General features: G+C 70.1%; 17 protein-coding genes. 8 read left to right on the top strand and 9 right to left on the bottom strand.

Going from position 1 to position 22,354, the window contains the following annotated elements:
* Positions 1-7: 7 nt before the first annotated feature.
* On the top strand, positions 8-592 hold the full coding sequence (locus tag LPC04_RS00575; protein WP_275680231.1) for a hypothetical protein: 585 nt from the start codon (positions 8-10) through the stop codon (positions 590-592).
* 13 nt (positions 593-605) lie between these two features.
* Here the strand turns inward: LPC04_RS00575 and LPC04_RS00570 are convergent, their stop codons facing one another.
* The 6 genes from LPC04_RS00570 to LPC04_RS00545 all read right to left on the bottom strand — a co-directional run bounded on the left by LPC04_RS00570 (position 606) and on the right by LPC04_RS00545 (position 7,901).
* A complete protein-coding gene (locus LPC04_RS00570; protein ID WP_275680230.1) occupies positions 606-1,634 on the bottom strand; it encodes a lysozyme inhibitor LprI family protein in 1,029 nt (342 codons plus the stop codon).
* A gap of 21 nt (positions 1,635-1,655) precedes the next feature.
* A complete protein-coding gene (locus tag LPC04_RS00565; protein ID WP_275680229.1) occupies positions 1,656-2,528 on the bottom strand; it encodes a TauD/TfdA dioxygenase family protein in 873 nt (290 codons plus the stop codon).
* 88 nt (positions 2,529-2,616) lie between these two features.
* Positions 2,617-4,263, bottom strand: a complete 1,647-nt coding sequence (locus LPC04_RS00560; protein ID WP_275680228.1) for a DUF4139 domain-containing protein — start codon at positions 4,261-4,263, stop codon at positions 2,617-2,619.
* Between the two features lie 165 nt (positions 4,264-4,428).
* Positions 4,429-7,014 (bottom strand): bifunctional aconitate hydratase 2/2-methylisocitrate dehydratase, encoded by a 2,586-nt coding sequence (gene acnB, locus LPC04_RS00555; protein ID WP_275680227.1) that lies wholly within the window; start codon positions 7,012-7,014, stop codon positions 4,429-4,431.
* Positions 7,015-7,055: 41 nt separating this feature from the next.
* The gene (locus tag LPC04_RS00550; RefSeq protein WP_275680226.1) at positions 7,056-7,475 is read right to left on the bottom strand and encodes a type II toxin-antitoxin system VapC family toxin; all 420 of its coding nucleotides are present in this window, start codon (positions 7,473-7,475) and stop codon (positions 7,056-7,058) included.
* A gap of 180 nt (positions 7,476-7,655) precedes the next feature.
* Positions 7,656-7,901: an AbrB/MazE/SpoVT family DNA-binding domain-containing protein gene (locus LPC04_RS00545; RefSeq protein WP_275680225.1), complete on the bottom strand. Its 246-nt coding sequence runs from the start codon at positions 7,899-7,901 to the stop codon at positions 7,656-7,658.
* A 148-nt stretch (positions 7,902-8,049) separates the two neighbouring features.
* Between LPC04_RS00545 and LPC04_RS00540 the strand changes: the two genes are divergently transcribed.
* From LPC04_RS00540 to LPC04_RS00530, 3 genes are all read left to right on the top strand, one after another.
* Positions 8,050-10,899, top strand: a complete 2,850-nt coding sequence (locus LPC04_RS00540; RefSeq protein WP_275680224.1) for a zinc-dependent metalloprotease — start codon at positions 8,050-8,052, stop codon at positions 10,897-10,899.
* Positions 10,900-11,010: 111 nt separating this feature from the next.
* Positions 11,011-12,132, top strand: coding sequence for a sensor histidine kinase (locus LPC04_RS00535; protein WP_275680223.1), 1,122 nt, complete (start codon positions 11,011-11,013; stop codon positions 12,130-12,132).
* A complete protein-coding gene (locus LPC04_RS00530; protein ID WP_275680222.1) occupies positions 12,129-13,037 on the top strand; it encodes a LytR/AlgR family response regulator transcription factor in 909 nt (302 codons plus the stop codon). The genes LPC04_RS00535 and LPC04_RS00530 overlap by 4 nt, the downstream gene beginning before the upstream one ends.
* Before the next feature lie 86 nt (positions 13,038-13,123).
* Here LPC04_RS00530 and LPC04_RS00525 read toward each other — a convergent pair whose 3' ends face one another.
* Positions 13,124-13,639: a PEP-CTERM sorting domain-containing protein gene (locus LPC04_RS00525; RefSeq protein WP_275680221.1), complete on the bottom strand. Its 516-nt coding sequence runs from the start codon at positions 13,637-13,639 to the stop codon at positions 13,124-13,126.
* A gap of 335 nt (positions 13,640-13,974) precedes the next feature.
* Between LPC04_RS00525 and LPC04_RS00520 the strand changes: the two genes are divergently transcribed.
* A complete protein-coding gene (locus LPC04_RS00520) occupies positions 13,975-15,543 on the top strand; it encodes a methyl-accepting chemotaxis protein (RefSeq protein WP_275680220.1) in 1,569 nt (522 codons plus the stop codon).
* Between the two features lie 508 nt (positions 15,544-16,051).
* On the opposite strand, the gene LPC04_RS00515 is transcribed toward LPC04_RS00520, so the two are convergent.
* Entirely contained in the window at positions 16,052-16,918 is an 867-nt protein-coding gene (locus tag LPC04_RS00515) for a hypothetical protein (protein ID WP_275680219.1), read from the bottom strand.
* 219 nt (positions 16,919-17,137) lie between these two features.
* Between LPC04_RS00515 and LPC04_RS00510 the strand changes: the two genes are divergently transcribed.
* The 3 genes from LPC04_RS00510 (at position 17,138) to LPC04_RS00500 (ending at position 21,551) form a co-directional block, all read left to right on the top strand.
* Complete coding sequence (locus LPC04_RS00510) at positions 17,138-18,535, top strand: NfeD family protein (RefSeq protein WP_275680218.1); 1,398 nt, start codon at positions 17,138-17,140, stop codon at positions 18,533-18,535.
* Entirely contained in the window at positions 18,532-19,311 is a 780-nt protein-coding gene (locus LPC04_RS00505) for a slipin family protein (RefSeq protein WP_275680217.1), read from the top strand. The genes LPC04_RS00510 and LPC04_RS00505 overlap by 4 nt, the downstream gene beginning before the upstream one ends.
* A gap of 173 nt (positions 19,312-19,484) precedes the next feature.
* Entirely contained in the window at positions 19,485-21,551 is a 2,067-nt protein-coding gene (locus LPC04_RS00500) for an alkaline phosphatase D family protein (RefSeq protein ID WP_275680216.1), read from the top strand.
* An 86-nt stretch (positions 21,552-21,637) separates the two neighbouring features.
* Here the strand turns inward: LPC04_RS00500 and LPC04_RS00495 are convergent, their stop codons facing one another.
* A complete protein-coding gene (locus tag LPC04_RS00495) occupies positions 21,638-22,348 on the bottom strand; it encodes a YebC/PmpR family DNA-binding transcriptional regulator (protein ID WP_275680215.1) in 711 nt (236 codons plus the stop codon).
* Positions 22,349-22,354: the final 6 nt, after the last annotated feature.

Here is a 22,354-nt window from a genome sequence, read left to right as displayed (position 1 = left end):
GAGAACCATGCACCTGATCGTCTCGCTTGCCCTGACCGCGTCCTGCACGCTCGCGTCCGCCGCCGAGCCGGCGCTGATCCTGAAGAGCGGCCACTTCACGTGCCCCGCGTCCCAGGCCGCCGCGGTGGAGACGATGGCCGACGCCGCGGATCTCGAGCACGTGAAGGAGGCCTTCGTCGACGCCTACATGCACGGCCGCTGCGGCGGATCGCTCGCGTTCAGCGTGGCCATCACGCAGGTCCGCGCCGTGCGCACGCGTGGCGGCCACACCTATCGCTGCTTCCACGAGCTCGATCTCGCCAGCGGTGCCGCTGACCTCGGCGAGTCCTGCACGCTCGACGCCTTCGTGACGACGATCGCCGCGGAAGTCGCGCACCGGCGCGGCGACTACACCGTCGCGCGCGAGGACGCCAAGAGGCTGGAGGCCCGGTGTGCGGACGGCGGCGTCGTCATCATCGAGAAACGCGCGGATCACTGGGATCGCGCCGCCGTCGTGTTTCCGCGCCGGCTCGACCCGCCGCTGCGCGCAGTGCCGGCCGATCGCGAGACGGCCTTGCGCGACGGGTGCCGCGGCGACGACTACGTGCGTTGAATCCGATGTGGCCTCAGGGCCTGGCCGACGGCGGCGCCTTGCAGGCCGCGAGATCGGGTGACGCCAGCATCGGCTTCAGTGTCGACCAAGGCACCGTGATCGGGCCCGGATTGCAGGCGTAGCAGCCGGCTTCGTCGGCGTCGAAGGAGATCTGCAGGCCTCGCGGCGTCAGCAGCCATCGGTCCGGGCTCGCGGCGGAGGTCTTGATCGCCTCCTCGATCGAAGCCGGGCCCTTGTCGGGGCCGGCGTCGTGCGCGTAGACGTTCCAGAACAGCGCCGGCAGCTTCGTCTTCCACGGGGCGCCGGCCGTGAAGATGTCGCCGGCAGCCATCTGCCGCAAGCTGGGTGCGAGCAGCAGGTTGCGCACCTCGTGGTCGTAGCTGCCGTGCGCCGCGCCGTGCTGGTACTCCGTGCCGGTGACCTGCAGGCTGACGAACCGGTCGCCGGCGCAGCCGAGCGTGTAGTCCGTGTCGTTGTCCTCGTGGATGTCGTCCGGATCGTCCGACGCCGAGATCGGCCCGGGATCGTCCTTGCGTTGGGCGGCGTTCCAGGCCGTCGTCGTTGCGTTGATGGGCGAGTCGATCTGGGCGAACCCGACGTGATCCGTCACGAAGCCGGGATGCGCGCCGGCGTCGTCGTGGACGCGGGCCGTCGAATAGAAGTCGACGCGGCCGAAGACGTAGGGCCCGAGGCGTACGCCGGCCTGCGCCAGCTGCTCCAGCCGCCGCTCGAACTCGGCCTGGACGCAGGACGCCGGCTCGCTGCCGTCGGCCGACTTGCGTTGCCCGCACACCGCGCCGACGAAACGCAGCCAGTTGCGCTGCGAGTCCTTGAGCGTCGCCGCGCCCGCGGGGCTCAGCGCGTGCAGTGCACGCTCGTAGTCGCGTGCCAGCTTCTCGTCGAGCGCGGAGAGCCTGGGTGAGCCGCAGATCGCCTTCTCGGTCGGCGCCTTCGCGGCCTTGCAGTCGAAGCTCGCGGCGTGCGCGCCCAGGGCGAGCGAGGCGAGGATGGCGGCGACCGACGGGCGAAAGGACGGGTGCATGCGAACGAGTGTCGCACGCGCTCAGAACGGCTCGTCGCCCTCGATCGTCGTGCGGTTCAGCCGCCGCCGCAGGTGATCGGGCGTGCCGCCGGCCAGGTGCATCAGCGAGCGGTTGTCCCAGAACACCATGTCGCCCGGCTGCCAGCGATGGCGGTAGACGAACTCGTCGCGCGTCGAATGCGCGAAGAGTTCGGCGAGCAGCGCGCGGCTCTCGTCGTCCGGCATGTTGAGCACGCGCGTGGTGAAGTGCTCGCTGACGAACAAGGCCTGGCGGCCGATCTCCGGATGCGTGCGCACGACGGGCTGCGCCACGGGCGGCACGGCGTCGATCTGGGCCTGCGTGAGCTCGGGGCGCCACGGGTTGCGCTTCTGCAGCTCGGCGTACTTGCAGAGATACCAGTGTTCCGCGCGACGCCCCTCGACCGCCGACTTCAACGCCGCGGGCAGCGCGTCCCACGCGCGGTGCTGGTTCGCGAACAGCGTGTCGCCGCCCTCGGCCGGCAGCTCCTGCGCGTGCAGCATCGAGCCCAGGCTCGGGCGCGGCATGTACGACAGGTCGGAGTGCCAGTAGGCGCCGGCGTCGCCGAGGCCGATGGGCTTGCCGCCTTCCTCGATGTTGGAGATCACCAGCACCTCGGGATGCCCGGGCAGCGCGAAGTTGCTCAGCACGTGGCGCTGCAGCGGCCCGAAGCGGCGGCTGAACTCGACCTGCTGCGCCGGCGGGATGGCCATGTCGCGGAAGACCAGCACATGGTGGTCGAGATGCGCGCGGTGGATGCGCGCGAAGTCGGCCTCGGCCAGCGGCCGCGACAGGTCGAGCCCGATCACCTCGGCGCCGCAGGGCGCGTCGAACGGGCGGATCTGGAGGTCGGTCGACAGGGCGCTGGCAGTCATCCCGCCAAGATAGCGCAAGCCCGCCGCGGGCCTTGCGCCTTCCTCGCATAAGCACCGACGCCGACCCCGGCATCGCGCCGGCGCCGCGTCACTGGGCCTGCGGCAGGTTGCGGATGCGCTCGTCCTTGGGGAAGGTCACCTGGTGCGAGACGCTGACCTGCTTCGTCTGGTTCGGCGCGATCGGGATCGTCCACGCGTTGACGCCGGGCTTGTGCTGCCAGTCGGTCACGCTGGGCGCGGGCTCGTACCTGGACTGGACCTTCACCGACTCGGTGTGCGACACCGGCGCCGGATCGATCAGCTCGATCGTCTGCGGCGTCGTGTGGCCGTTGGAGACGACGAAGACCGAGCCCCAGGACTGCTGCTTCTCGCTGCCGAACAGGCCGACGGCGATCGACATCGACGGCGGCCGCTGCACGCTGACGCGCACGCGGTCGTCGCGGCCGAAGTACAGCGACAGCCGGCCGTCGTCGCCGTCGGGCGACCAGTCGGCGACCTGCGCGATCAGCGAGCCGTCGCGCCAGATCTGCACCTTGCCCTCGGGCCAGCTGCCGGCCGGCGTCGGCGCGTCGGCCAGCAGGTAGCCATTGAGCGACTGCAGCGGGATGACCTGCACGCGCACCTTGACCGGCACGGCCAGCGAGTCGAGCGCCAGCAGGTGCGGCAGGCCATCGGACGGCATCGCGATGGGCTGCGTCGTGTGGAACAGCGTCTGCCAGTCGCGCTCCTCGACCTGGATGCCGACCACCGGCGTCGTGTCTATCGTCGGCGCGGCCAGCGGCGACTCGGGCAGCGTCACGAACGGGCTGATCGACGAGCCGGTGACCTCGACGCGCTGGACCATCGCGTCGTTGCTGGCGGAGCCGCCGGCGTTGACGCGTTCGGGCGGCGTCAGGTTCCAGGAATCGGGCAGGCGCTGGGGCCGGTTGGGATGATCGACGTAGCCGGTCGACAGCGTCAGCGCCACGTCGGTCCAGTCCTCGCCCGTGTTCTGCGTGATCTCGGCCTGGCGTTCGATGCGCAGCGTCGACGTGGAAGTGTCGAGCGAGGCGCGGTAGCTCACCTGCCAGTCCGCGCTGGGCAGCTCGTAGCGCAGGCGCAGCGTGGCGGGGCCGGCGGTCGACAGGTCGAGCCGCAGCGTCGACCAGTTGCCCTTTTCCGTCCGGCGCACCGACTTGCGCAGTTCGGCCAGCTGGCGGTCGAGGTCGGCGACTTGGTGCGCGACGCGCGACTGGTCGGCCATCAGGTCCACGGCCGACTTGCGCAGCGTGTCGGCCGCGGGCAGCGCGCGCGCCGGCGCGGACGCGCGCGCGGCGGGCGCGTCGACGGTGCTGCCGTTCCAGCGGCGCAGGTAGTCGAGCGCGATGTCATCGGCGCTGGCTTGCGACTTGAGCGCGGCCTTCTGGTCCTCGAGCGCGCGGATGCGGGCGTCGACCGGCCCGCGCGCGCAGGCCAGCGCGTCGTCGCCGGTGACCGGCTCGGTGCGCACGTCGCCCAGGTGCAGGCTGGCGTCGCCGTCGACCTGCAGCGTGTCGGCGCGAAAGCCCGGCGGCATGCACGCCACTTGCACGTGGCGCGTGCCGCCCGGCGTCTTCAGCTGGCGTTCGACGAGCACGTCGTGCGAGTAGATCGTGGCCGCGACGACGCGCGAGACGTCCTGGCCATGGGCGGCGAACGGCGCGCCCGCGAGAAGGACGACGGTGCCGGCGAGCGCGCGCAGCCTGGTTCGAATCATGTGGAGCTCCCCCTGAGGCCCGGCTGTGCCGCCGGATGTGGACAGGCCGCGAGTATCGGCGGCGCGCGGGGCGATACGGCTCAGCGTATTCCTCGATGCGCGGGGGGCACGCCAGAAAGAAAGGGGCCGGTCGCCCGGCCCCTCTCATGTCGCAGGGTCTGCAGCTCAGGCCGTCACGGCCTTGGCCTTGTCCGCGAATTCCTCGATCTTGTCGAAGTTCATGTAGCGGTAGATCTTCGCGCCGTCCGCGTTCACCACGCCCATGTCCGCGTGGTACTCGGCGACGGTGGGGATGCGGCCCAGCTTGGACGCGATCGCCGCCAGTTCGGCCGAGGCCAGGAACACGTTGGAGTTCTTGCCCAGGCGGTTCGGGAAGTTGCGGGTCGACGTCGAGACCACCGTTGCGCCCTCGCGCACCTGCGCCTGGTTGCCCATGCACAGCGAGCAGCCCGGCATCTCGGTGCGCGCGCCCGCCGTGCCGAAGGTGGCGTAATGGCCTTCCTTGGTGAGTTCGGAGGCGTCCATCTTGGTCGGCGGGGCGACCCACAGCTTGACCGGGATGTCGCGCTTGCCTTCGAGCAGCTTGGCGGCCGCGCGGAAGTGGCCGATGTTGGTCATGCACGAGCCGATGAAGACTTCATCGATCTTCGTGCCGGCCACGTCGGACAGGAACTTGGCGTCGTCCGGATCGTTCGGGCAGCACAGGATCGGCTCCTTGATCTCGTCGAGGTCGATCTCGATGACCTCGGCGTAGTCGGCGTCCGCGTCGGCCTTGAGCAGCTGCGGGTCGGCGATCCAGGCTTCCATCGCCTTGATGCGGCGCTCCAGCGTGCGCTTGTCGGCGTAGCCGTCGGCGATCATGTTCTTCATCAGCACGATGTTCGAGGTCATGTACTCGATGATCGGCGCCTTGTTCAGGTGCACCGTGCAGCCGGCGGCCGAGCGTTCGGCCGAGGCGTCGCTGAGTTCGAACGCCTGTTCCACCTTCAGGTCGGGCAGGCCCTCGATCTCGAGGATGCGGCCGGAGAACGCGTTGACCTTGCCGGCCTTGGCGACCGTCAGCAGGCCGCGCTTGATCGCGTACAGCGGGATCGCGTGCACGAGGTCGCGCAGCGTCACGCCCGGCTGCATCGTGCCCTTGAAGCGCACCAGCACGGACTCGGGCATGTCCAGCGGCATCACGCCGGTGGCCGCGCCGAAGGCGACGAGGCCGGAGCCGGCCGGGAAGCTGATGCCGATCGGGAAGCGCGTGTGGCTGTCGCCGCCAGTGCCGACGGTGTCGGGCAGCAGCAGGCGGTTGAGCCAGCTGTGGATGATGCCGTCGCCCGGACGCAGCGCGACGCCGCCGCGGTTGGAGATGAACGCCGGCAGCTCGTGGTGCATCTTGACGTCGACCGGCTTCGGATACGCCGCGGTATGGCAGAAGGACTGCATCACCATGTCGGCCGAGAAGCCCAGGCAGGCCAGGTCCTTCAGCTCGTCGCGCGTCATCGGGCCGGTGGTGTCCTGGCTGCCGACGGTGGTCATCTTCGGCTCGCAGTAGGTGCCCGGGCGCACGCCCTGGCCTTCGGGGAAGCCGCAGGCGCGGCCGACCATCTTCTGCGCCAGCGAGAAGCCCTTGTTCGACGCGGCCGGCGCGGCCGGCAGGCGGAACGCGGTCGACGCGGGCAGCTTCAGGAACTCGCGCGCCTTGGCGGTCAGCGAGCGGCCGATGATCAGGTTGATGCGGCCGCCGGCGCGCACCTCGTCGAACAGCACGTCGCTCTTCAGCTTGAAGTCGACGACCTTGGCGCCGTCCTTCTCGATGCGGCCGTCGTACGGGAAGATGTCGATGACGTCGCCCATGTTGAACGCGGACACGTCGACCTCGATCGGCAGCGCGCCGGAGTCTTCCTGCGTGTTGAAGAAGATCGGGGCGATCTTGCCGCCGAGGGTGACGCCGCCGAAGCGCTTGTTCGGCACGAACGGGATGTCCTCGCCCGTGGCCCAGATCACCGAGTTGGTGGCGCTCTTGCGGCTGGAGCCGGTGCCGACGACGTCGCCGACGTAGGCCACGAGGTGGCCCTTCTTCTTCAGGTCGGCGATGAACTGCATCGGGCCGCGCTTGCCGTCTTCTTCCGGCGTGATGCCCGGGCGCGCGTTCTTCAGCATCGCCAGGTAGTGCAGCGGGATGTCGGGGCGGCTCCACGCGTCGGGGGCGGGCGACAGGTCGTCGGTGTTGGTCTCGCCGGTGACCTTGAACACGGTCACGGTGATCTTGTTCGGGACTTCCGGGCGCGACGTGAACCACTCGGCGTTGGACCAGCTGGCGATCACTTCGGCGGCGAACCTGTTGCCGGCCGTGGCCTTCTCGGCGACGTCGTGGAAGAAGTCGAACATCAGCAGCGTCTTCTTCAGCGCGTTCGCGGCTTCCTGCGCGACGTCGGGCGAGCCCAGCAGGTCGATCAGCGGCTTGACGTTGTAGCCGCCCACCATCGTGCCCAGCAGCTCGGTGGCCTTGGCCCGGGGGATCAGCGGCACGACGACGTCGCCGTGCGCGACGGCCGACAGGAAGCTGGCCTTGACCTTGGCCGCATCGTCCACGCCCGGGGGCACGCGGTGCGTCAGCAGGTCCAGCAGGAACGCGTCCTCGCCGGCGGGCGGCGCCTTCAGCAGCTCGATGACGTCGGCGGTCTGCTGCGCGGTCAGCGGCAGCGGCGGGATGCCGAGCGCGGCGCGTTCGGCCACGTGTTGGCGGTAGGCTTCAAGCATGGAGATCTCCTGGGATAGCCGGGGTGGAAAGGAATGTGGCTTCAGGTCTTCGGGACGATGACCTTGAGCCCTTTGAAGTAGTCGCGGAAAAATCCTTCGTCACGCGTGATCAGGCCGTTGCACTGGAGCAGGGCGTGGGCGCCGACGAGGAAGTCGGGCATCGTGCGCGGCGAGGCGAGCACCTGGCCCGCGGCGCGCGCGCGCTGCATGTACTTGCGTTGCATCTCGCCCGCGCGCACGGCCGAGCGTTGCTCGATGGACGAGAAGGTCAGCCCCATGTCGTCGAGCGCGTCCATCACTTCCGCGCCGTGTCCGAGCCCCGCGGTCACCTCGCTGGCGACGACGTCGCACACGACCACCGGGCCGCTGCCGAGCGCGAGCCGCAGGCAGGCCTCGGCGGCGTCGGCGCCGGCGCCGTCGCCCAGCAGGTCGATCAGGACGGAGGTGTCGATGGCGATCATCGCGTCAAGCCTTCACCAGGCTCGCGTGGCACGCCGGGCTGCATCGGCAGCCGGCGTCGCCGCTCGAATGCCTCGAACGAAAATCCAAGAAGAGGGAAGCGAGGCTCGCAGCCGAGCCGATCCGCGCGGCCCCCTCGGGGGGCAGCGACCAGCGGGAGCGTGGGGGCCCACATGGCTTCATTAGAATTCGGGCGTCTCGCCGGGGGCGCGTCCGCGCAGCTCGTGCATCACGTCGTCGGTCGAGACACCGCTCGGCAGCTTGAAACGCCCACGGACGCGCGAGATGGCGTCGGTGACGTCCTTGCGCAGGATGATCCTGCCGCCGTCCAGCTCGACCTTCAGCACGGTGCCTTTCGTCAGCCCGAGCGCGTCGCGCACGGCCTTGGGCAGCGTGATCTGGCCGCGTTCGGCGACGGTGGCTTCCATGGTCGACCTCTCGTTTGAAAGTACGATGCTGACGGATTCGGTATGCATATTCTATACGTACTGAATCGGCCGTGCAGGGTTATCACTGACTGATTTGCCATACTTTCCACGCGCTGGAACCAATCCTTCTTTCACGTATCCTGATTCCATGCCTCAATCGCGCCCGATCTCGCCGCTGACCCTGCTCGCCGCTGCCTGCGTCGCCTTCCTGTGCAGCTGCGCGACGCCGGAAGCGGAGATCCGGCCGGACATCAAGGTGCTGGCCGAGACCCCTGCCGAGCCGGCGTCCGCGGCCGCCACGCCCGCCAGCGGGGCCAGCGCGGTCGCCGCGCGCGCGAGCGCGACGCGCCCGGCCGCGGCGCCCAGCGGCCCGCCGCTGCCGCCGTTCGCCACCGTCACGCAAGGCTCCCGCCGCGTCGACGGCATGCTCACGCTCTGGCAGAAGGACGACAAGGTCTGGCTCGAGCTCAAGCCGGAGGACTTCAACAAGCCGATGTTCTTCTCGCCCAAGGTCTCGCAGGGCCTCGGCGAGGGCGGCCTGTTCGGCGGCTCGATGCTGAGCGCGTACGGGGCCTGGGGCGCGCCGCGCATCGTCGAGTTCCGCAAGATCCACAACCTGGTGCAGCTGGTCGCGCTCAACGAGACCTTCCGTGCCAGGGCCGGCACGCCGCAGGCGCACGCGGTGGACGCCGACTACTCCACCAGCCTGATCGGCAGCACGCCGGTGGCCAGCCAGCCCGACGGCGCGTCGCACGGCGTGCTGATCGAGGCCAACAACCTGTTCCTGGTCGACACGCTGGGCATGGCGATCCACCTGCAGCAGATGTTCCGCCAGGGCTACGGCTTCGACCAGCGCAATTCGTACTTCGACAGCGTGCGCGGCTCGGCCGACGAGGTGATGTTCGACGTCACGGCGCACTACTTCACGCAGTCGATCGCCAACTCCTTCCCCAACGCGCCGGCCGGCGCGCCACAGCCGACGATCCCCAGCTTCATCCCCGACGCCCGCAGCCTGTTCCTGGGCCTGCACTACTCGCTGGCGCGCCTGCCCGAGAAGCCGATGGCAACCCGCCCGGCCGACCCGCGCGTGGGCTTCTTCACCACCACGGTGGCCGACTTCACCGACGACCAGGTGCGCTCGCCGCGCGAGCGCTTCATCAACCACTGGCGCCTCGAGAAGAAGGATCCGGCGGCGGAGATGTCCGAGCCGGTCAGGCCCATCACCTACTGGCTCGACCGCTCGATCCCTCTGAAGTACCGCGACGCGATCACGCGCGGCATCCTCGAGTGGAACAAGGCCTTCGAGAAGATCGGCTTCAGGAACGCGATCGTCGTCAAGGTGCAGCCCGAGGACGCCGCGTTCGACACGCTGGACGTCGGCGCCACCTCCGTGCGCTGGGCGGTCAACGCGGAGCCGATCTATGACGCGATCGGGCCGACGCACGTCGATCCGCGCAGCGGCGAGATCCTCGATGCGGGCATCTCGATCGAGAGCGTGGCCTCGCGCAACCTGCGCGCCGACCGCGTGCAGGTGCTCGAACGCGCGAGCGCCTCGGGGCTGGCCTCGCTGCTGCAGGCGCCGGCGTCCGAGCTCGCGCCGGCAGCCGAGGCGTCCGCTGCGCCGAAGCCGTTCGGCCTCGACGCGCAGGCCTGCCTGGCCGGCGACTTCGAATCCGAGCAGGCGGACTACGGCCTGGACGTGCTGGAAGCGCGCGGCGACATCGATCCCGACAGCCCCCAGGCCGACGCCTTCGTGCAGGCCTACCTCACGAACGTGACGATGCACGAGGTCGGCCACACGCTGGGCCTGCGCCACAACTTCCGCGCCTCGCGCATGAACACGGACAAGGACCTGTCCGACCCCGGGTTCACGCAGACGCACCCGCTCTCGGGCTCGGTGATGGACTACCCGCCGATCAACCTGCCGCGCCCTGGCGAGCCGGTCGTCAAGCCCTTCGACAACACGCTGGGCCCGTACGACTACTGGGCCATCGAGTACGCCTACAAGCCCATGCCGGCCGGCACCACGCCCGCGCAGGAGAAGGCGGAGCTGCTCAAGATCGCGGCGCGCAACACCGAGCCGGGCCTGGACTACGGCACCGACGAGGACAACTACCTCGGCGTCGATCCGGCCGCGCTGCAGGGCGATCTCGGCGCCGACCCGGTGGCCTATGCGCAGAAGCGCTTCGCCATCGCGCGCGACCTGTTCACGCGCCAGGAGTCGCGCACGCTGCGGCCCGACGAGGACTACGCCGTGCTGCGCCGCTCGGTGCGCTACGCGCTGCGCGACGCGGTGCGCGCGTCGGGCGTGCTGCTGCGCCAGCTCGGCGGCGTCGCCACGCTGCGCGACTTCCCCGGCTCCGGCCGCGACCCGATGCAGCCGGTGCCGGCGGCCCAGCAGCGCGCCGCGCTCGACACGCTGGTCGACGGCGTGCTCGCGCCCGACAGCTTCCGCATCTCGCCGGCGTTGCAACGCCGCCTGGCGCCCGACTTCCTCGAGCGCGGCGACGTCTCCGCCGGCGGCGACCCCGTGTCCACCGACTACCCGGTGGAATCGGTGATGCTGGACTTCCAGCGCCAGCTGCTGTTCGCGCTGATGAGCGACGGCCTCGCGCAGCGGCTGGAGGACAGCGCGCCCAAGCTGGATCGTCCGGCGCAGGCGCTGGCGCCGTCCGAGGTCTATGCGCGCATCACGCGCGCGCTGTGGTCGGACGCGGACAACTTCGGCGCCGGCGGCAAGGGCGACATCCCGGCGCGCCGGCGCGAGCTGCAGCGCGACCACGTCAACCGGCTGGCCGTCGTGCTGCTGCGCACGCCCGGCGGGGTGCGCGTGGACCTGCGCTCGACGCTGCGCGCCGAGGCCGCGTCGCTGCTGCCGCGCATCCAGGCGGCGCAGCGCCGGCCGGGCCTGAGCGAGGCCTCGCGGCTGCACCTGGCCGACTGCGCCGAGACGCTGCGCGCGGCCTTGAACGCGCCGATGGAGCGCGCGGGGTTCTGAGCCCCGCGATCCGGGGACCGCGCCACCCACTCAGCCCTCGTCTTCCGTCGTCCGTCGCACCGCCGCCCGCCACCCCTGGGCTGGCGCGGCGCGGCGCGTTATCGTGACGCCATGTCCTCTCCACTTCCCGTCGTGACGGCCGGCCCGGGCGCCGAGCAAGCGCCGCGTTCGCGCTGGGCGCTGTTCCTGCGCGCGCTGTCGCCGCGCACGATCGGGCTGACGCTCGTCTTCTCGCTGCTCGTCGCGGTCGTCCTCAACCCGATCTTCGAGCTGCAGTTCACCGTGCTGCTCGGGCGCACGCTGTTCGTCGGCTTCATCACGCTGGTGGCGCGCAGCGCGGCGCTGACCTGGCCGCAGCGCCTGGTGCCGCCGTGGGTGCTGCAGTCCGTCACCGTGCTCGTCGCGGCGACGCTCGCGACGCTGGCGGTCTACCTGCTGGCCACCGGCGGCGACTTCAACGCGGTCGTCAGCCACGAAGGCCGCGTGCAGGGCTTCATCCTGATCTCGGGCACGGGCACCATCGTCGGCCTGATCCTTGCGCTCGGCGCGCTCGAACGGCAGCGCGACTCCGAAGCCAAGGCGATGGGCCTGGAGCTGGCACTGCAGCGCTCGCGCCTCGAGCGCCACGCGGCCGACGCCCGCCTGGCCGTGCTCACGGCGCAGGTCGAGCCGCACTTCCTGTTCAACACGCTGGCCAACGTGCAGGCGCTGGTCGAGACGGGCTCGCCGCGCGCGCCCGCCGTGCTGCGCAGCCTGATCGCCTACCTGAAGGCGACGATGCCGCGCCTGGACGACGGCGACGCGCAGCTGGGCCGCGAGATGGCGCTCGTGCGCAGCTACCTCGAGCTGATGCACCTGCGCATGCCCGACAGGCTGCGCTTCTCGGTGGACGTCGATCCCGCGCTGCAGGGCTTCCCGTGCCCGCCGATGCTGCTGCTGACGCTGGTGGAGAACGCCGTGCGCCACGGCATCGACCCGTCCGAGACCGGCGGCAGCATCGTCGTGACGTCCTCGCGCGACGCGGACGTCGTGCGCCTGGCCGTGCGCGACGACGGCGTCGGCATGGGCGAGTCGTCCGTGCCCGGCACCGGGCTGGTCAACCTGCGCGAGCGCCTGGCGGCGTTCTACGGCGGCGCCGCGCGGCTGGAGCTCACCGAGGTCGAGCCGCACGGCCTGCTGGCCGAGATCCTCGTCGACGTGCCCGCCACGGGTGCGGCACGGAGGCTGTCATGAGCAGCGTCGAACGCGACGACGAGGACGCGCCCGTGCGCGTCACGCCCGCGCCCGGGGCCGTGCGCGCGCTGGTCGTCGACGACGAGCCGCTGCTGCGCACGCACCTCGCGCACCACCTGGCGCAGCTGTGGCCCGAGCTCGAGATCGCGGGCGAGGCGCGCAACGGCCGCGAGGCGGTCGACCTCGTCGAGCAGCTGCGGCCGGACGTCGTCTTCCTCGACGTCCACATGCCGGGCATGAACGGCGTCGAGGCCGCGCGCCTGATGGGCCCGGACGTGCAGATCGTCTTCGTCACGGCCTACGAGCAGTACGCCGTCGCGGCGTTCGAGCAGGGCGCCATCGACTACCTCGTCAAGCCCTTCGACGCCGACCGCCTGGGCGAGAGCGTCGCGCGGCTGCGGCGCCGCATCGCCGAGCGCCGCCGCGCGGACGCGGCCGACGCGGGCCTGGGCCAGGTCACGAGCCTGGCCGGCGACGTCGCCGAGGCCGGCGGCCCGCTTTCCAGGCTGCCGGCCAACGACCTCGACGCGGTGTTGTCCGCGCTCGCCGGCGAGCTGCGCCGCCGCGCGCCGGCCGGCGACCGGCTGCAGTGGATCCGCGCGTCGGTGGGGCAGATGATCAAGCTGATCCCCGTCGACGAGGTGCTGTATTTCCGCTCGGACGAGAAGTACACGCTGGTCGTGTGGGTCGGCGGCGAGGCGCTGATCCGCAAGTCGATCCGCGAGCTGCTGGACGGCCTCGAGCCCGAGACCTTCATCCAGATCCACCGCTCGACGATCGTCAACCTGCGCTTCGTGTCGCAGGTCATCAAGGGCCCCAACGAGACGGCCGAGGTGCACCTGAAAGGGCGCAACGAGACGCTGAGCGTCAGCCGCAACCACGTGCACTGGTTCCGCCAGTATTGAGGCGCCGAGTCCGCGGGCGCATGAAAAAAGGGTGCCCAGGGCACCCTTTGTCATTGTGGCGGGGCGACGAGCGCCCCCCGCGACGCTCAGGCCTTGCGGCGGCGCGTCAGCGCGAACGCGCCGAGGGCCAGGGCCATCAGGGCGATGTTCGTGGGTTCCGGCACGGCCGACACGTCGACGTGCACGAAGCCGGTGTTGTTGTCGGCGTCGGAGTCGAAGTAGAACAGCTTCAGTTCGCCGGCGCTGCCGGCGGTGACGTTCGCCAGGTTGGTGCCGACGTTGAACAGCGGGCCGTTGCCGATCTCGCCGACCAGCGAGCCGATGGCGTCGGTCAGGCCGTCGAGCGTGGCCATCTGGAAGGCGTGGCCGTCGGCGTTGGACACGTAGGTCGGGTCGGTGCCGGAGTTGTCCCACAGGTCGGCCGGGTTGGCCGTCACCGAGAACGTCTCGCCGGCGACCAGGAAGACGCCGGTGTCGAAGGCCGAGCCGCCGCCCAGGCTGTTGCCCTTGGCGTCGACGATGCCGGGGTAGCTGGCGGCGGCCGCGAAGCCGCTGACGGCCAGCAGGGCGGCGCCGAGCACGGCGCGCGAGAACTTGGTCATGATTTTTCCCTTGATATTGCCCTCTTGACCGACGTGGCCGGGGCGATGGATTTCGGCGACTCGGCGAAGCCTGTCACTCGACTGTCAGTTTACAGTCGGTTGCATTGCTGCCCTGCAATATCGATGGAACGATATCGCGCTTGCAGCCTCGATTTTCGTGATCTATTGCCGCGGTTCGAGGATCGGATGCGGCCAAGCCCTCAAGCGATGCCGCGAGCGGCCGATTGGAGCCGTGCGCGCGAACCATTCGTGCGGCCCGCGTCGCAGGGTGCTCGCCTGCTCAAGTTGCGGCCGCGGCGACCGATACAGGGCCATTCCCCCGTCAAGCTTCGCCCATGGCCAACATCTCCTCCCAGAAGAACATTTCCGTCGCCCAGCGACTCGCCATCGGCTTCGGCACCCTCGTCGCGCTGTCGCTGCTGGGCTCCGGCATCAGCGCCTGGCAGGCGCAGGTGATCGCTGCCAAGGTCGAGCGCGTGGTCGAGGTCAACAACGCCATGTCCGACGCCGTCGGCCACCTGCGCAACTCGATGGACGAGATGGCGATCCAGGTGCGCGGCGTCGCGCTGATGACCGAGATGAAGTCGATCACGCCCGAGGTCGAGGTCTTCAAGGCCGCCAAGGCGCGCTACCTCGCCGACGAGAAGACGCTGCAGGCGCTGGCCGCCGGCGCGGGCGGCAGCGAGGCGGAGCGCGAGATGGTCAAGAACGTCGCCGCGCTGTCCGCCAGGACGATCCCGATGCTGCAGGAAGCTGCTGACCAGGCCGCCGACGGCAACAACGTGGAGGCCGCGCTGGCGCTGTCCAACCGCATCCTGCCGCTGGAGCGCGAATGGCGCGCGCAGCTGCAGTCGCTGCAGAAGGCGATCGCGGCCGACTGCGCCGCCGCCGCCTCCAGCGCCAAGACCGCCGAGGCCGCGCTGACGGCCATCCTCGCCGCCTTCGCGCTCGCCGCCATCGGCGTCGGCGCGCTCGTGGGCTGGCGCACCATCCGCAGCGTCAAGGCGCCGCTGGCGCGCGCGACGAGCTTCGCCAAGCGTGTCGCCGAGGGCGACCTGTCGGCGCACGTGCATTCCGACCGCAACGACGAGCTCGGCCAGCTGCTGCAGGCGCTCGCCATGATGCAGTCCAAGCTGCGTTCGCTGGTCGGCCACATCCGCAGCACCGCGGAATCGATCGGCACCGCCAGCAAGGAAGTGGCCGTCGGCAACCAGGACCTGAGCGAGCGCACCGAGCAGACCGCCGGCAGCCTGCAGGACGCCGCCAGCGCGATGAGCCAGCTCACCGGCAACGTGCGCCAGAGCGCCGACGCCGCCGCCCAGGCCAACCAGCTCGCGACGTCGGCCACCGACGTCGCGCGCCGCGGCGCGGTCGCGGTCTCGACGGTCGTCACGACCATGACCGAGATCAACGACAGCTCCAAGAAGATCGCCGACATCATCGGCGTCATCGACGGCATCGCCTTCCAGACCAACATCCTCGCGCTGAACGCCGCGGTGGAAGCGGCGCGTGCCGGCGAGCAGGGCCGCGGCTTCGCGGTCGTCGCCAGCGAGGTGCGCTCGCTCGCGCAGCGCTCGGCGGGCGCGGCCAAGGAGATCAAGTCGCTGATCGGCGCGTCGGTGGAGCGCGTCGAGACGGGCGCGCGCCAGGTCGCCGACGCCGGCTCGACGATGCGCGAGATCGAGTCCAGCGTCGAACGCGTGACGGCCATCATCTCGGAGATCAGCTCCGCCGCCGCCGAACAGTCGACGGGCATCGGCCAGGTCAGCGGCTCGGTGCAGCAGCTCGAGACCATGACGCAGCAGAACGCGGCGCTGGTCGAGGAAAGCGCGGCCGCCGCCGAATCGCTGCGGGATCAGGCGGACAGCCTGAACACGCTGGTGCAGACGTTCCGCTTGGAGTGAAGCCGTCGGCGCCTCTCACGGGCAAACGACCCCGCCGCGGCTTCGAGACAGCAGCCAGCATCCAGCCATCGGGCGGCCGGTCGAGATGACGGCGGACGAGCCGGGAGCGTGGCCAGCGGCTATCAGGCAGAAGGCCGGCTTTCGGGCCGAAGCGGTTGCCGATGCGCATGACGCTCCTTCACGGAACGAGCGCTTGTAGTTCATGACTCGGACAATCTTGGTTCCTGAACCGTCGATTCGCCGGGGACGCAACGGCCGGTTTGGACGTGGATTTGTCGCGATGGGAGGAGCGGCGGGTTACGCCTTCGGCTAACCCGCCCTACCGGGCTGAAGCCGGTCGTCGGCAACCGACCGCTCGTGGCCGATAGCTCGCGGTCGCGTGTTGACACGGCAAGACAGTCGGCCATCGGGACCGGCCTGCAGCAGTTCGCATCGCCGGTCGGAGGGCGACCCGTCGCTGCCGTCCGCGCACTCAGGCGGCTTGAGTTGCGCGTTGCCACTGTGGGCGCTATGGAGCCCGGCCCGGCAAGGCACCCTGCGCCGCGTCGCGCATACGCCGCTTCGCGCGGGCGATTGCTGCAAGCGCTGCTGCGCCTGCCATCAACAGCAGCGGACTTGGTTCGTCCGCCAGGACGGCAGTGCTGGCGTCGACCCGCACGAAGCCCTCGAACACGCCGGTGGCGTCGACGTCGGTCGCGTTGACGAAGGTGACCGAAAGGGATTGCTCGCGGTCCGCGCTGGCTCCGCCGCCGACGACCTGCCCAGCCTGGACGACGAGGGCATCGGAGTCCGTAACGCTGTTGTTGCCCAATGCGGTGAGCGATGGCGCAAACGCCAGGAGCACCTCTGCCAGCAACGCATCGGAATTGGGCTCGGTCGTGGACATGCTGCCGCTGGCCAGGCCCGAGATCGTCAAGGCCGTCTCGGGCGACAGCGTGAACGGCAGCGCGCTGACGTCCTGGCCGGGCACCTTGAAGAACCAGACGTCCGCGCCGGCGTCGCCGTACTCCTGCCCAGTCGTGTAGGCCGACCCATGGGCCACGAGTCCTCCGCCGAATATGTCGCCGGCAAGCGTCATGGCTGCGCCGAAGTGAGGCGTCGCGCCCGTCGTTCCCGACAGGCTGTCAAACGCGCGATCGCCGGAGCGGGTGACGTTCGCGATATTGCCGGAACTGTTCTCGGCGATGGCGTCAAGGTAGCTGCCTCCACCTGTCGAATCGAAGGCCACGGACGGTGCGATGCCGTCCCCCGGATCAAGATCGACCAGGTGCACCTGCAATCCGGACAACTCGACGTCAGCGGTGCCGGCCGCCTGGGCGGCGGGGTCGACCACTGCGAGCACGCCCGCAATCGTGCAGAAGAGTAGGCCTCTCATGTGAACCTCCCTGAAGCAGCCCCGTGAACCCCGCAGTGCGGAGAGTCGCAGTGTGCGAGTCTATGCCTGTCGGCGCGCCACGTCAGGGCCAATTCATCGGTCCGGTCGTGCCGGGAGTCTTGGTGCATTCAGCGATTGCCCGCCCGCCCCGTCCACGCGCGCAGTCCTGGGCGGGTTGGCAGGATGGACTGGCGCCGGCGGACGGCCTACCATCCCTTCATGCGCCGCCTGGCCTTCCTGCTGAGCGCGCTGGTCCTGTGGCTCGCGTCCCTCGCCGGCGCCCAGACTTCTTCCGTTGCCCCGCCCCATGTGGGCGACGGTGACGTGCTCTTGCTGAGCGTCGACGGCGTCATCGGCCCGGCGAGCGCCGACTACGTCGAGCGCGGACTGCAGCGTGCGGCCCGACGCCATGCCGGCCTGGTGGTGTTGCAGCTCGACACGCCGGGCGGTCTCGACACGTCCATGCGCGCGATCGTCAAGGCGATCCTGGCGTCACCGGTTCCGGTCGCCACCTTCGTCGCCCCGGCGGGCGCGCGCGCGGCGAGCGCGGGCACCTTCATCCTCTACGCCAGCCATGTCGCCGCCATGGCTCCGGCGACCACGCTCGGCGCGGCCACGCCGGTGCTGATCGGCATCGCACCCGACCCGGCCCCGGAGGCGCCGGGCCCGCGCGGCGCGTCCGCCACGAGCGCAGCGTCCGCGGGCGCGCCCACTGCGCCGCATGACGCGCTGCAAGCCAAGCGCATCAGCGACGCCGCGGCATCCATCCGGTCGCTCGCCCTTCTGCGCCACCGCAATGCCGAGTGGGGCGAGCGCGCCGTGCGCGAGGCAGCGAGCCTGTCGTCCACCGAAGCCCTGGCGCAGCACGTCGTGGACATCGTCGCCAGCGACGTGCCGGACCTGCTTCGCCAGCTCGACCACCGGGCGGTCCCGCTTGCCGATGGACGCACGGCGACGCTCGCCGTCGCGGGGGCGCGCGTCGAGGCGTGGGGCCCGAGCTGGCGCGATCGGACGCTGGCCGTGCTGGGCGATCCGAGCCTCGCCCTGCTGCTGATGATGGTGGGCTTTTACGGCCTGCTGTTCGAGTTTTCCAGCCCCGGCCTGGTGGCGCCCGGCGTCGTCGGCGCCGTCTGTCTCCTGCTGGGCCTGTTCGGCCTGCAGACGTTGCCGGTCAACGGTGCCGGCATCGCCCTGATCCTGCTCGGGCTGGTGTTCTTTGCCGCCGAGGCCGTCGTGCCCAGCCACGGCGCGCTGGGCATCGGTGGCGTGGCGGCGTTCGTCCTCGGCGCACTGATGATGGTCGACAGCGACACGCCCGGCTTCGGCGTGTCACGGCCGCTGATTGCCGCGTTGGCCTTCGTCTCGCTTGCGTTCGTGTGCGGGCTGGCCCTGCTCGCGGCGCGCGTGCGACGGCGACGACCGGCCAGCGGGACGTCCACGATGCTGGATGTCGTCGGCGAGATCGTCGAGGCCGACGGAGCGGACGGATGGGCACTCTTTCAGGGCGAGTACTGGCGTGTGCGGGCCGGGCGCGCGCTGCAACCCGGCGAACGCGTCCGAGTGGATCGCGTCGACGTCCTCACGCTGGAAGTCAGTGCCGAAGGAGCGCCTCGATGATCGGATCCTTCATGTTTGCCTTGCTGCTGATCCTGCTGCTGCTCGCGCTGGCGGCATCGCTGCGCGTGCTGCGCGAATACGAGCGCGGCGTGGTCTTCATGCTCGGCCGCTTCCTGGCGGTCAAGGGGCCGGGCCTCGTGCTGCTGATCCCGGCATTCCAGCAGATGGTGCGCGTGAGCCTGCGCCTGGTGGTGATGGACATTCCCAAGCAGGACGTCATCACGCGCGACAACGTCTCGGTGAAAGTCAATGCCGTGCTGTACTTCAAGGTCGTCGACCCGGAGCGCGCCGTGATCCGGGTCGAGAACTTCCTGATGGCCACCAGCCAGCTGGCGCAGACGACGCTGCGCGCCGTGCTCGGCAAGCATGATCTCGATGCATTGCTGTCCGAGCGCGACCGGCTCAACCTCGACGTGCAGAAGATCCTCGACTCGCAGACGGACGCCTGGGGCATCAAGGTCAGCAATGTCGAGATCAAGGACGTGGACATCGACCTGACGATGGTGCGCGCCATCGCCCGCCAGGCCGAGGCCGAACGCGAGCGCCGTGCGAAGGTGATCCACGCCGAAGGCGAACTTCAGGCCTCCACCAAGCTCAGCGAGGCGGCCGAGATCCTCGCCCGCCACCCGCAGGCGCTGCAGCTGCGCTACCTCGAGACGCTGACGGTCATCGCGGCCGACAAGAACTCGACCATCGTGTTTCCGCTGCCCCTGGACATCGTCGGGCCGCTGCTCGAGGCCGCCAAGGGGCTGAACAGGCTGCCGCCGGCGACGTAGTCGTCGAGAGCGACTGTCCAGAGACGCAAGGACGGATCGACCGCGGGTGCCCCGACGCACTTGGGCCCCGCGATGCCGTGCGCCAGGCGCGCGCAGAGCGGTTCGTCGCAAAGGGTTTGACCCTCTGGCCGGCTGGGAGTGAGATGTCGACGGACCCGCCAAGGAGAATGTCGATGACGATCAGCCGCCGATCCTTCCTCGAGACCGCTGCCGCGCTCGGTGCTTCGCTCGCGTGGGTCGGACCGGCGCGAGGGTCGCAGGTCGAATGGCACGAGCGGCGCGATCTGTATCCCCAGGGGGTCGCCTCGGGCGATCCCGATCCGCACAGCGTCATCCTGTGGACGAGGCGTCCGTTCGACCAGGGCACGCGCCAGCTGCTGACCGTCGAGGTCGCCGAGGACGAGGCGTTCCGCCGCGTCGTCGCGCAGGCGCCGGCGCCGGTCTCGAGCGTCGCCGACTGGACCGCGCGCGTGCTGATCGGGGGACTCGAGCCCGCGCGCGTCTACTGGTATCGGTTCACCGACCCCGACGGCCACGGCAGCCGGGTCGGCCGCACGATCACGGCGCCGTTGCCGGACGATCCGCGCGCCGTGAGCTTCGCGTTCGTGAGCTGCCAGGACGTCAACGAAGGCAAGCTCAACGCCTATCGCAAGATGATCCACGAGGATGAGCGCGCGCCCGCCGCCGAGCAACTCGGCTTCGTGCTGCACCTGGGCGACTTCATCTACGAGGTGATCGAGTATCCGGACGAGGTGAAGACCCGCTACGACCGCACCATCTACGAGGTCGCGCGCATTCCGGACGGCCACAAGGTCGGCAACTTCCACATCCCGCTGACCCTCGAGGGCTACCGGGCCATCTACAAGGGGTACCTCGCCGATCCCGACCTCCAGGACGCGCGCGCCCGCTGGCCGTTCGTCGCCATGTGGGACAACCATGAGTTCTCGTGGCAAGGCTGGCAGAGCATCGTCAAGGCGGGCTCGTTCGAGGTGCCTGGCCAGAGCATCAAGGTGGCGGCGAACCAGGCCTGGTTCGAATATCTTCCCGCGCGCATCGCGCCGCCGGGCGGGTCGCTCGAGCGCTTCGATCCGCCGGCCGTCAAGGACGTGCCGATCAAGGAATACGACAGCGACGGGCTGGGCATCGAGCCGAACAACCTGGCGGCGATCAACAGCCTCCAGGGCTACCGCACGCTGCGCTGGGGCCGTTGCCTGGACCTGATCATCACCGACCAGCACAGCTACCGGAACGCCGATCCGTTCAGCGATCCGTCCCTCGAGAAGCTCGGCGGCCAGGAGTTCATCGACATGTTTCCCGAGTCCGGGATGCGGGTCCTGGACGGCGGGCGCGCCTTCGACGGCGGCAAGCCCCCGGCGGAAATCCGGTTCAACGATGCGCGCATCCCGAACCCGCAACGCGACGCGCCGCCGCAGACAATCCTCGGCGCGACGCAGAAGGCCTGGTTCAAGGACAGGCTGAGGCACTCGACCGCCGTCTGGAAGATCTGGGGCAACTCGGAGGGCGCGCTGGATTCGCGCGCCGACCCGCAGAACCTGCCGGCCGGCCTCACCAAGGAGCCGTGGCCGAAGAACGCCTCGTTCGCGTCCCTGGGCGGCGGCGACTACGGCACGGCCTACGTGGAGCGCGCCGAGATCTACGACCTGGTGCGCGACGCGAAGATCACGGGCTTTGCGATCGTCTCGGGCGACCGCCACAGCTTCTGGGCCGGCTATGCGGCCGCGGACCTGCCGCCCGGAAAGTTCGAGCCGGTCGGCCTGAGCTTCGTCGGCGGGTCGCTCACCAGCCCCGGCGTCATGGAGGCCTACGAGCACAAGCTCCCGAAGGACGCGCCGCTGCGCTCGCTGTTTCTCGCGGACCGGGGAGCGGGGAAGGCGCCGGACTGGACGTACAACATGCTGCTGAAGCACGGCGTCCGGTCGTGCCTGGAATATGCGAAGAGCTTCGACCTCGAGCGCGCACGGGCGCTATCCAATCCAGATCTCGCGCCGCACCTCGAGTTCGTCGACCTCGGCGGCCATGGCTATGCGAAGGTCAGGTTGTCGGCCGACGAGATGCGCACGGAATTCGTCTGCATCCCGCGTCCCGTCGCGCGCAGCGACAGGCCGGACGGCGGCCCGCTGCGATACCGGGTGGTGCACACGGCGGCGCTGTGGAAGAGCGGACAGCGGCCGCAACTGAAGGTCTCGGTGCTCGAAGGCGACGTCGGATTGTCGATCTGACGGACGCGCGGGTCGACCGATTCGAAGGCCGATGCCAGGACGTCGCGATGCCTGTGGCGCCGTTCACGCCGCCCTGACGGAGCCGCTCAGCCGGCGAGTCCCGCGTAGACGTTCTGCACGTCGTCGTTGCCGTCGATCGCCTGCAGGAAGGCCTCGACTTCTTCCAGTGCCTCGGCGCTCAGCGTGGACGGGTCGACCGGGTTCTTGGCCTTCCAACCCAGCTTGGCGGACAGCACCGTGAAGCCGTGGTCGGGCAGGGCCTTCGCGACGACGTCGACGTCGCCGGCGTCCGTGAAGAACAGCGTCGTGCCTTCCTCGTCGCCGGGTTCGAAGTCCTGCGCGCCGGCTTCGATGGCGGCCAGCTCGGGATCGGCGCCGTCCTTGGGCTCGGCCTCGACCATGCCGACGTGGTCGTAGTCCCAGGTGACCGAGCCCGGCGTGCCCAGCTGGCCCTTGCGGAACAGGCCGCGGACTTCGGAGGCGGTGCGGTTGACGTTGTCGGTCAGGCACTCGACCACCACCGGCACGCGGTGCGGCGCGAAGCCTTCGTAGACGACGCTGCTGTAGTTGATCGTCTCGCCCGTCAGGCCCGCGCCCTTCTTGATGGCGCGCTCCAGCGTCTCCTTCGGCATCGAGACCTTGCGCGCCTGCTCGATGACCATGCGCAGCTTCGCGTTGTCCTTCGGGTCGGCGCCGGCGCGCGCGGCGATCATGATGTCCTTGACGAGCTTGCCGAACAGCTTGCCCTTGGCGTCGGCGGCCAGCGCCTTGCCCTTTTCCTTCCACTGCGCGCCCATGGCGAT

Origin of the sequence: Scleromatobacter humisilvae, assembly GCF_023231945.1 — a bacterium.
GTDB lineage: Bacteria > Pseudomonadota > Gammaproteobacteria > Burkholderiales > Burkholderiaceae_C > Scleromatobacter > Scleromatobacter humisilvae.
This window is presented reverse-complemented; position numbering and strand designations above follow the sequence as displayed.

Excerpts from the sequence above, each read along its gene's own strand:
- LPC04_RS00575 (WP_275680231.1), top strand. The coding sequence starts at position 8 with ATGCACCTGATCGTCTCGCTTGCCCTGACCGCGTCCTGCACGCTCGCG.
- LPC04_RS00570 (WP_275680230.1), bottom strand. The coding sequence starts at position 1,634 with ATGCACCCGTCCTTTCGCCCGTCGGTCGCCGCCATCCTCGCCTCGCTC.
- LPC04_RS00565 (WP_275680229.1), bottom strand. The coding sequence starts at position 2,528 with ATGACTGCCAGCGCCCTGTCGACCGACCTCCAGATCCGCCCGTTCGAC.
- LPC04_RS00560 (WP_275680228.1), bottom strand. The coding sequence starts at position 4,263 with ATGATTCGAACCAGGCTGCGCGCGCTCGCCGGCACCGTCGTCCTTCTC.
- acnB (WP_275680227.1), bottom strand. The coding sequence starts at position 7,014 with ATGCTTGAAGCCTACCGCCAACACGTGGCCGAACGCGCCGCGCTCGGC.
- LPC04_RS00550 (WP_275680226.1), bottom strand. The coding sequence starts at position 7,475 with ATGATCGCCATCGACACCTCCGTCCTGATCGACCTGCTGGGCGACGGC.
- LPC04_RS00545 (WP_275680225.1), bottom strand. The coding sequence starts at position 7,901 with ATGGAAGCCACCGTCGCCGAACGCGGCCAGATCACGCTGCCCAAGGCC.
- LPC04_RS00540 (WP_275680224.1), top strand. The coding sequence starts at position 8,050 with ATGCCTCAATCGCGCCCGATCTCGCCGCTGACCCTGCTCGCCGCTGCC.
- LPC04_RS00535 (WP_275680223.1), top strand. The coding sequence starts at position 11,011 with ATGTCCTCTCCACTTCCCGTCGTGACGGCCGGCCCGGGCGCCGAGCAA.
- LPC04_RS00530 (WP_275680222.1), top strand. The coding sequence starts at position 12,129 with ATGAGCAGCGTCGAACGCGACGACGAGGACGCGCCCGTGCGCGTCACG.
- LPC04_RS00525 (WP_275680221.1), bottom strand. The coding sequence starts at position 13,639 with ATGACCAAGTTCTCGCGCGCCGTGCTCGGCGCCGCCCTGCTGGCCGTC.
- LPC04_RS00520 (WP_275680220.1), top strand. The coding sequence starts at position 13,975 with ATGGCCAACATCTCCTCCCAGAAGAACATTTCCGTCGCCCAGCGACTC.
- LPC04_RS00515 (WP_275680219.1), bottom strand. The coding sequence starts at position 16,918 with ATGAGAGGCCTACTCTTCTGCACGATTGCGGGCGTGCTCGCAGTGGTC.
- LPC04_RS00510 (WP_275680218.1), top strand. The coding sequence starts at position 17,138 with ATGCGCCGCCTGGCCTTCCTGCTGAGCGCGCTGGTCCTGTGGCTCGCG.
- LPC04_RS00505 (WP_275680217.1), top strand. The coding sequence starts at position 18,532 with ATGATCGGATCCTTCATGTTTGCCTTGCTGCTGATCCTGCTGCTGCTC.
- LPC04_RS00500 (WP_275680216.1), top strand. The coding sequence starts at position 19,485 with ATGACGATCAGCCGCCGATCCTTCCTCGAGACCGCTGCCGCGCTCGGT.
- LPC04_RS00495 (WP_275680215.1), bottom strand. The coding sequence starts at position 22,348 with ATGGGCGCGCAGTGGAAGGAAAAGGGCAAGGCGCTGGCCGCCGACGCC.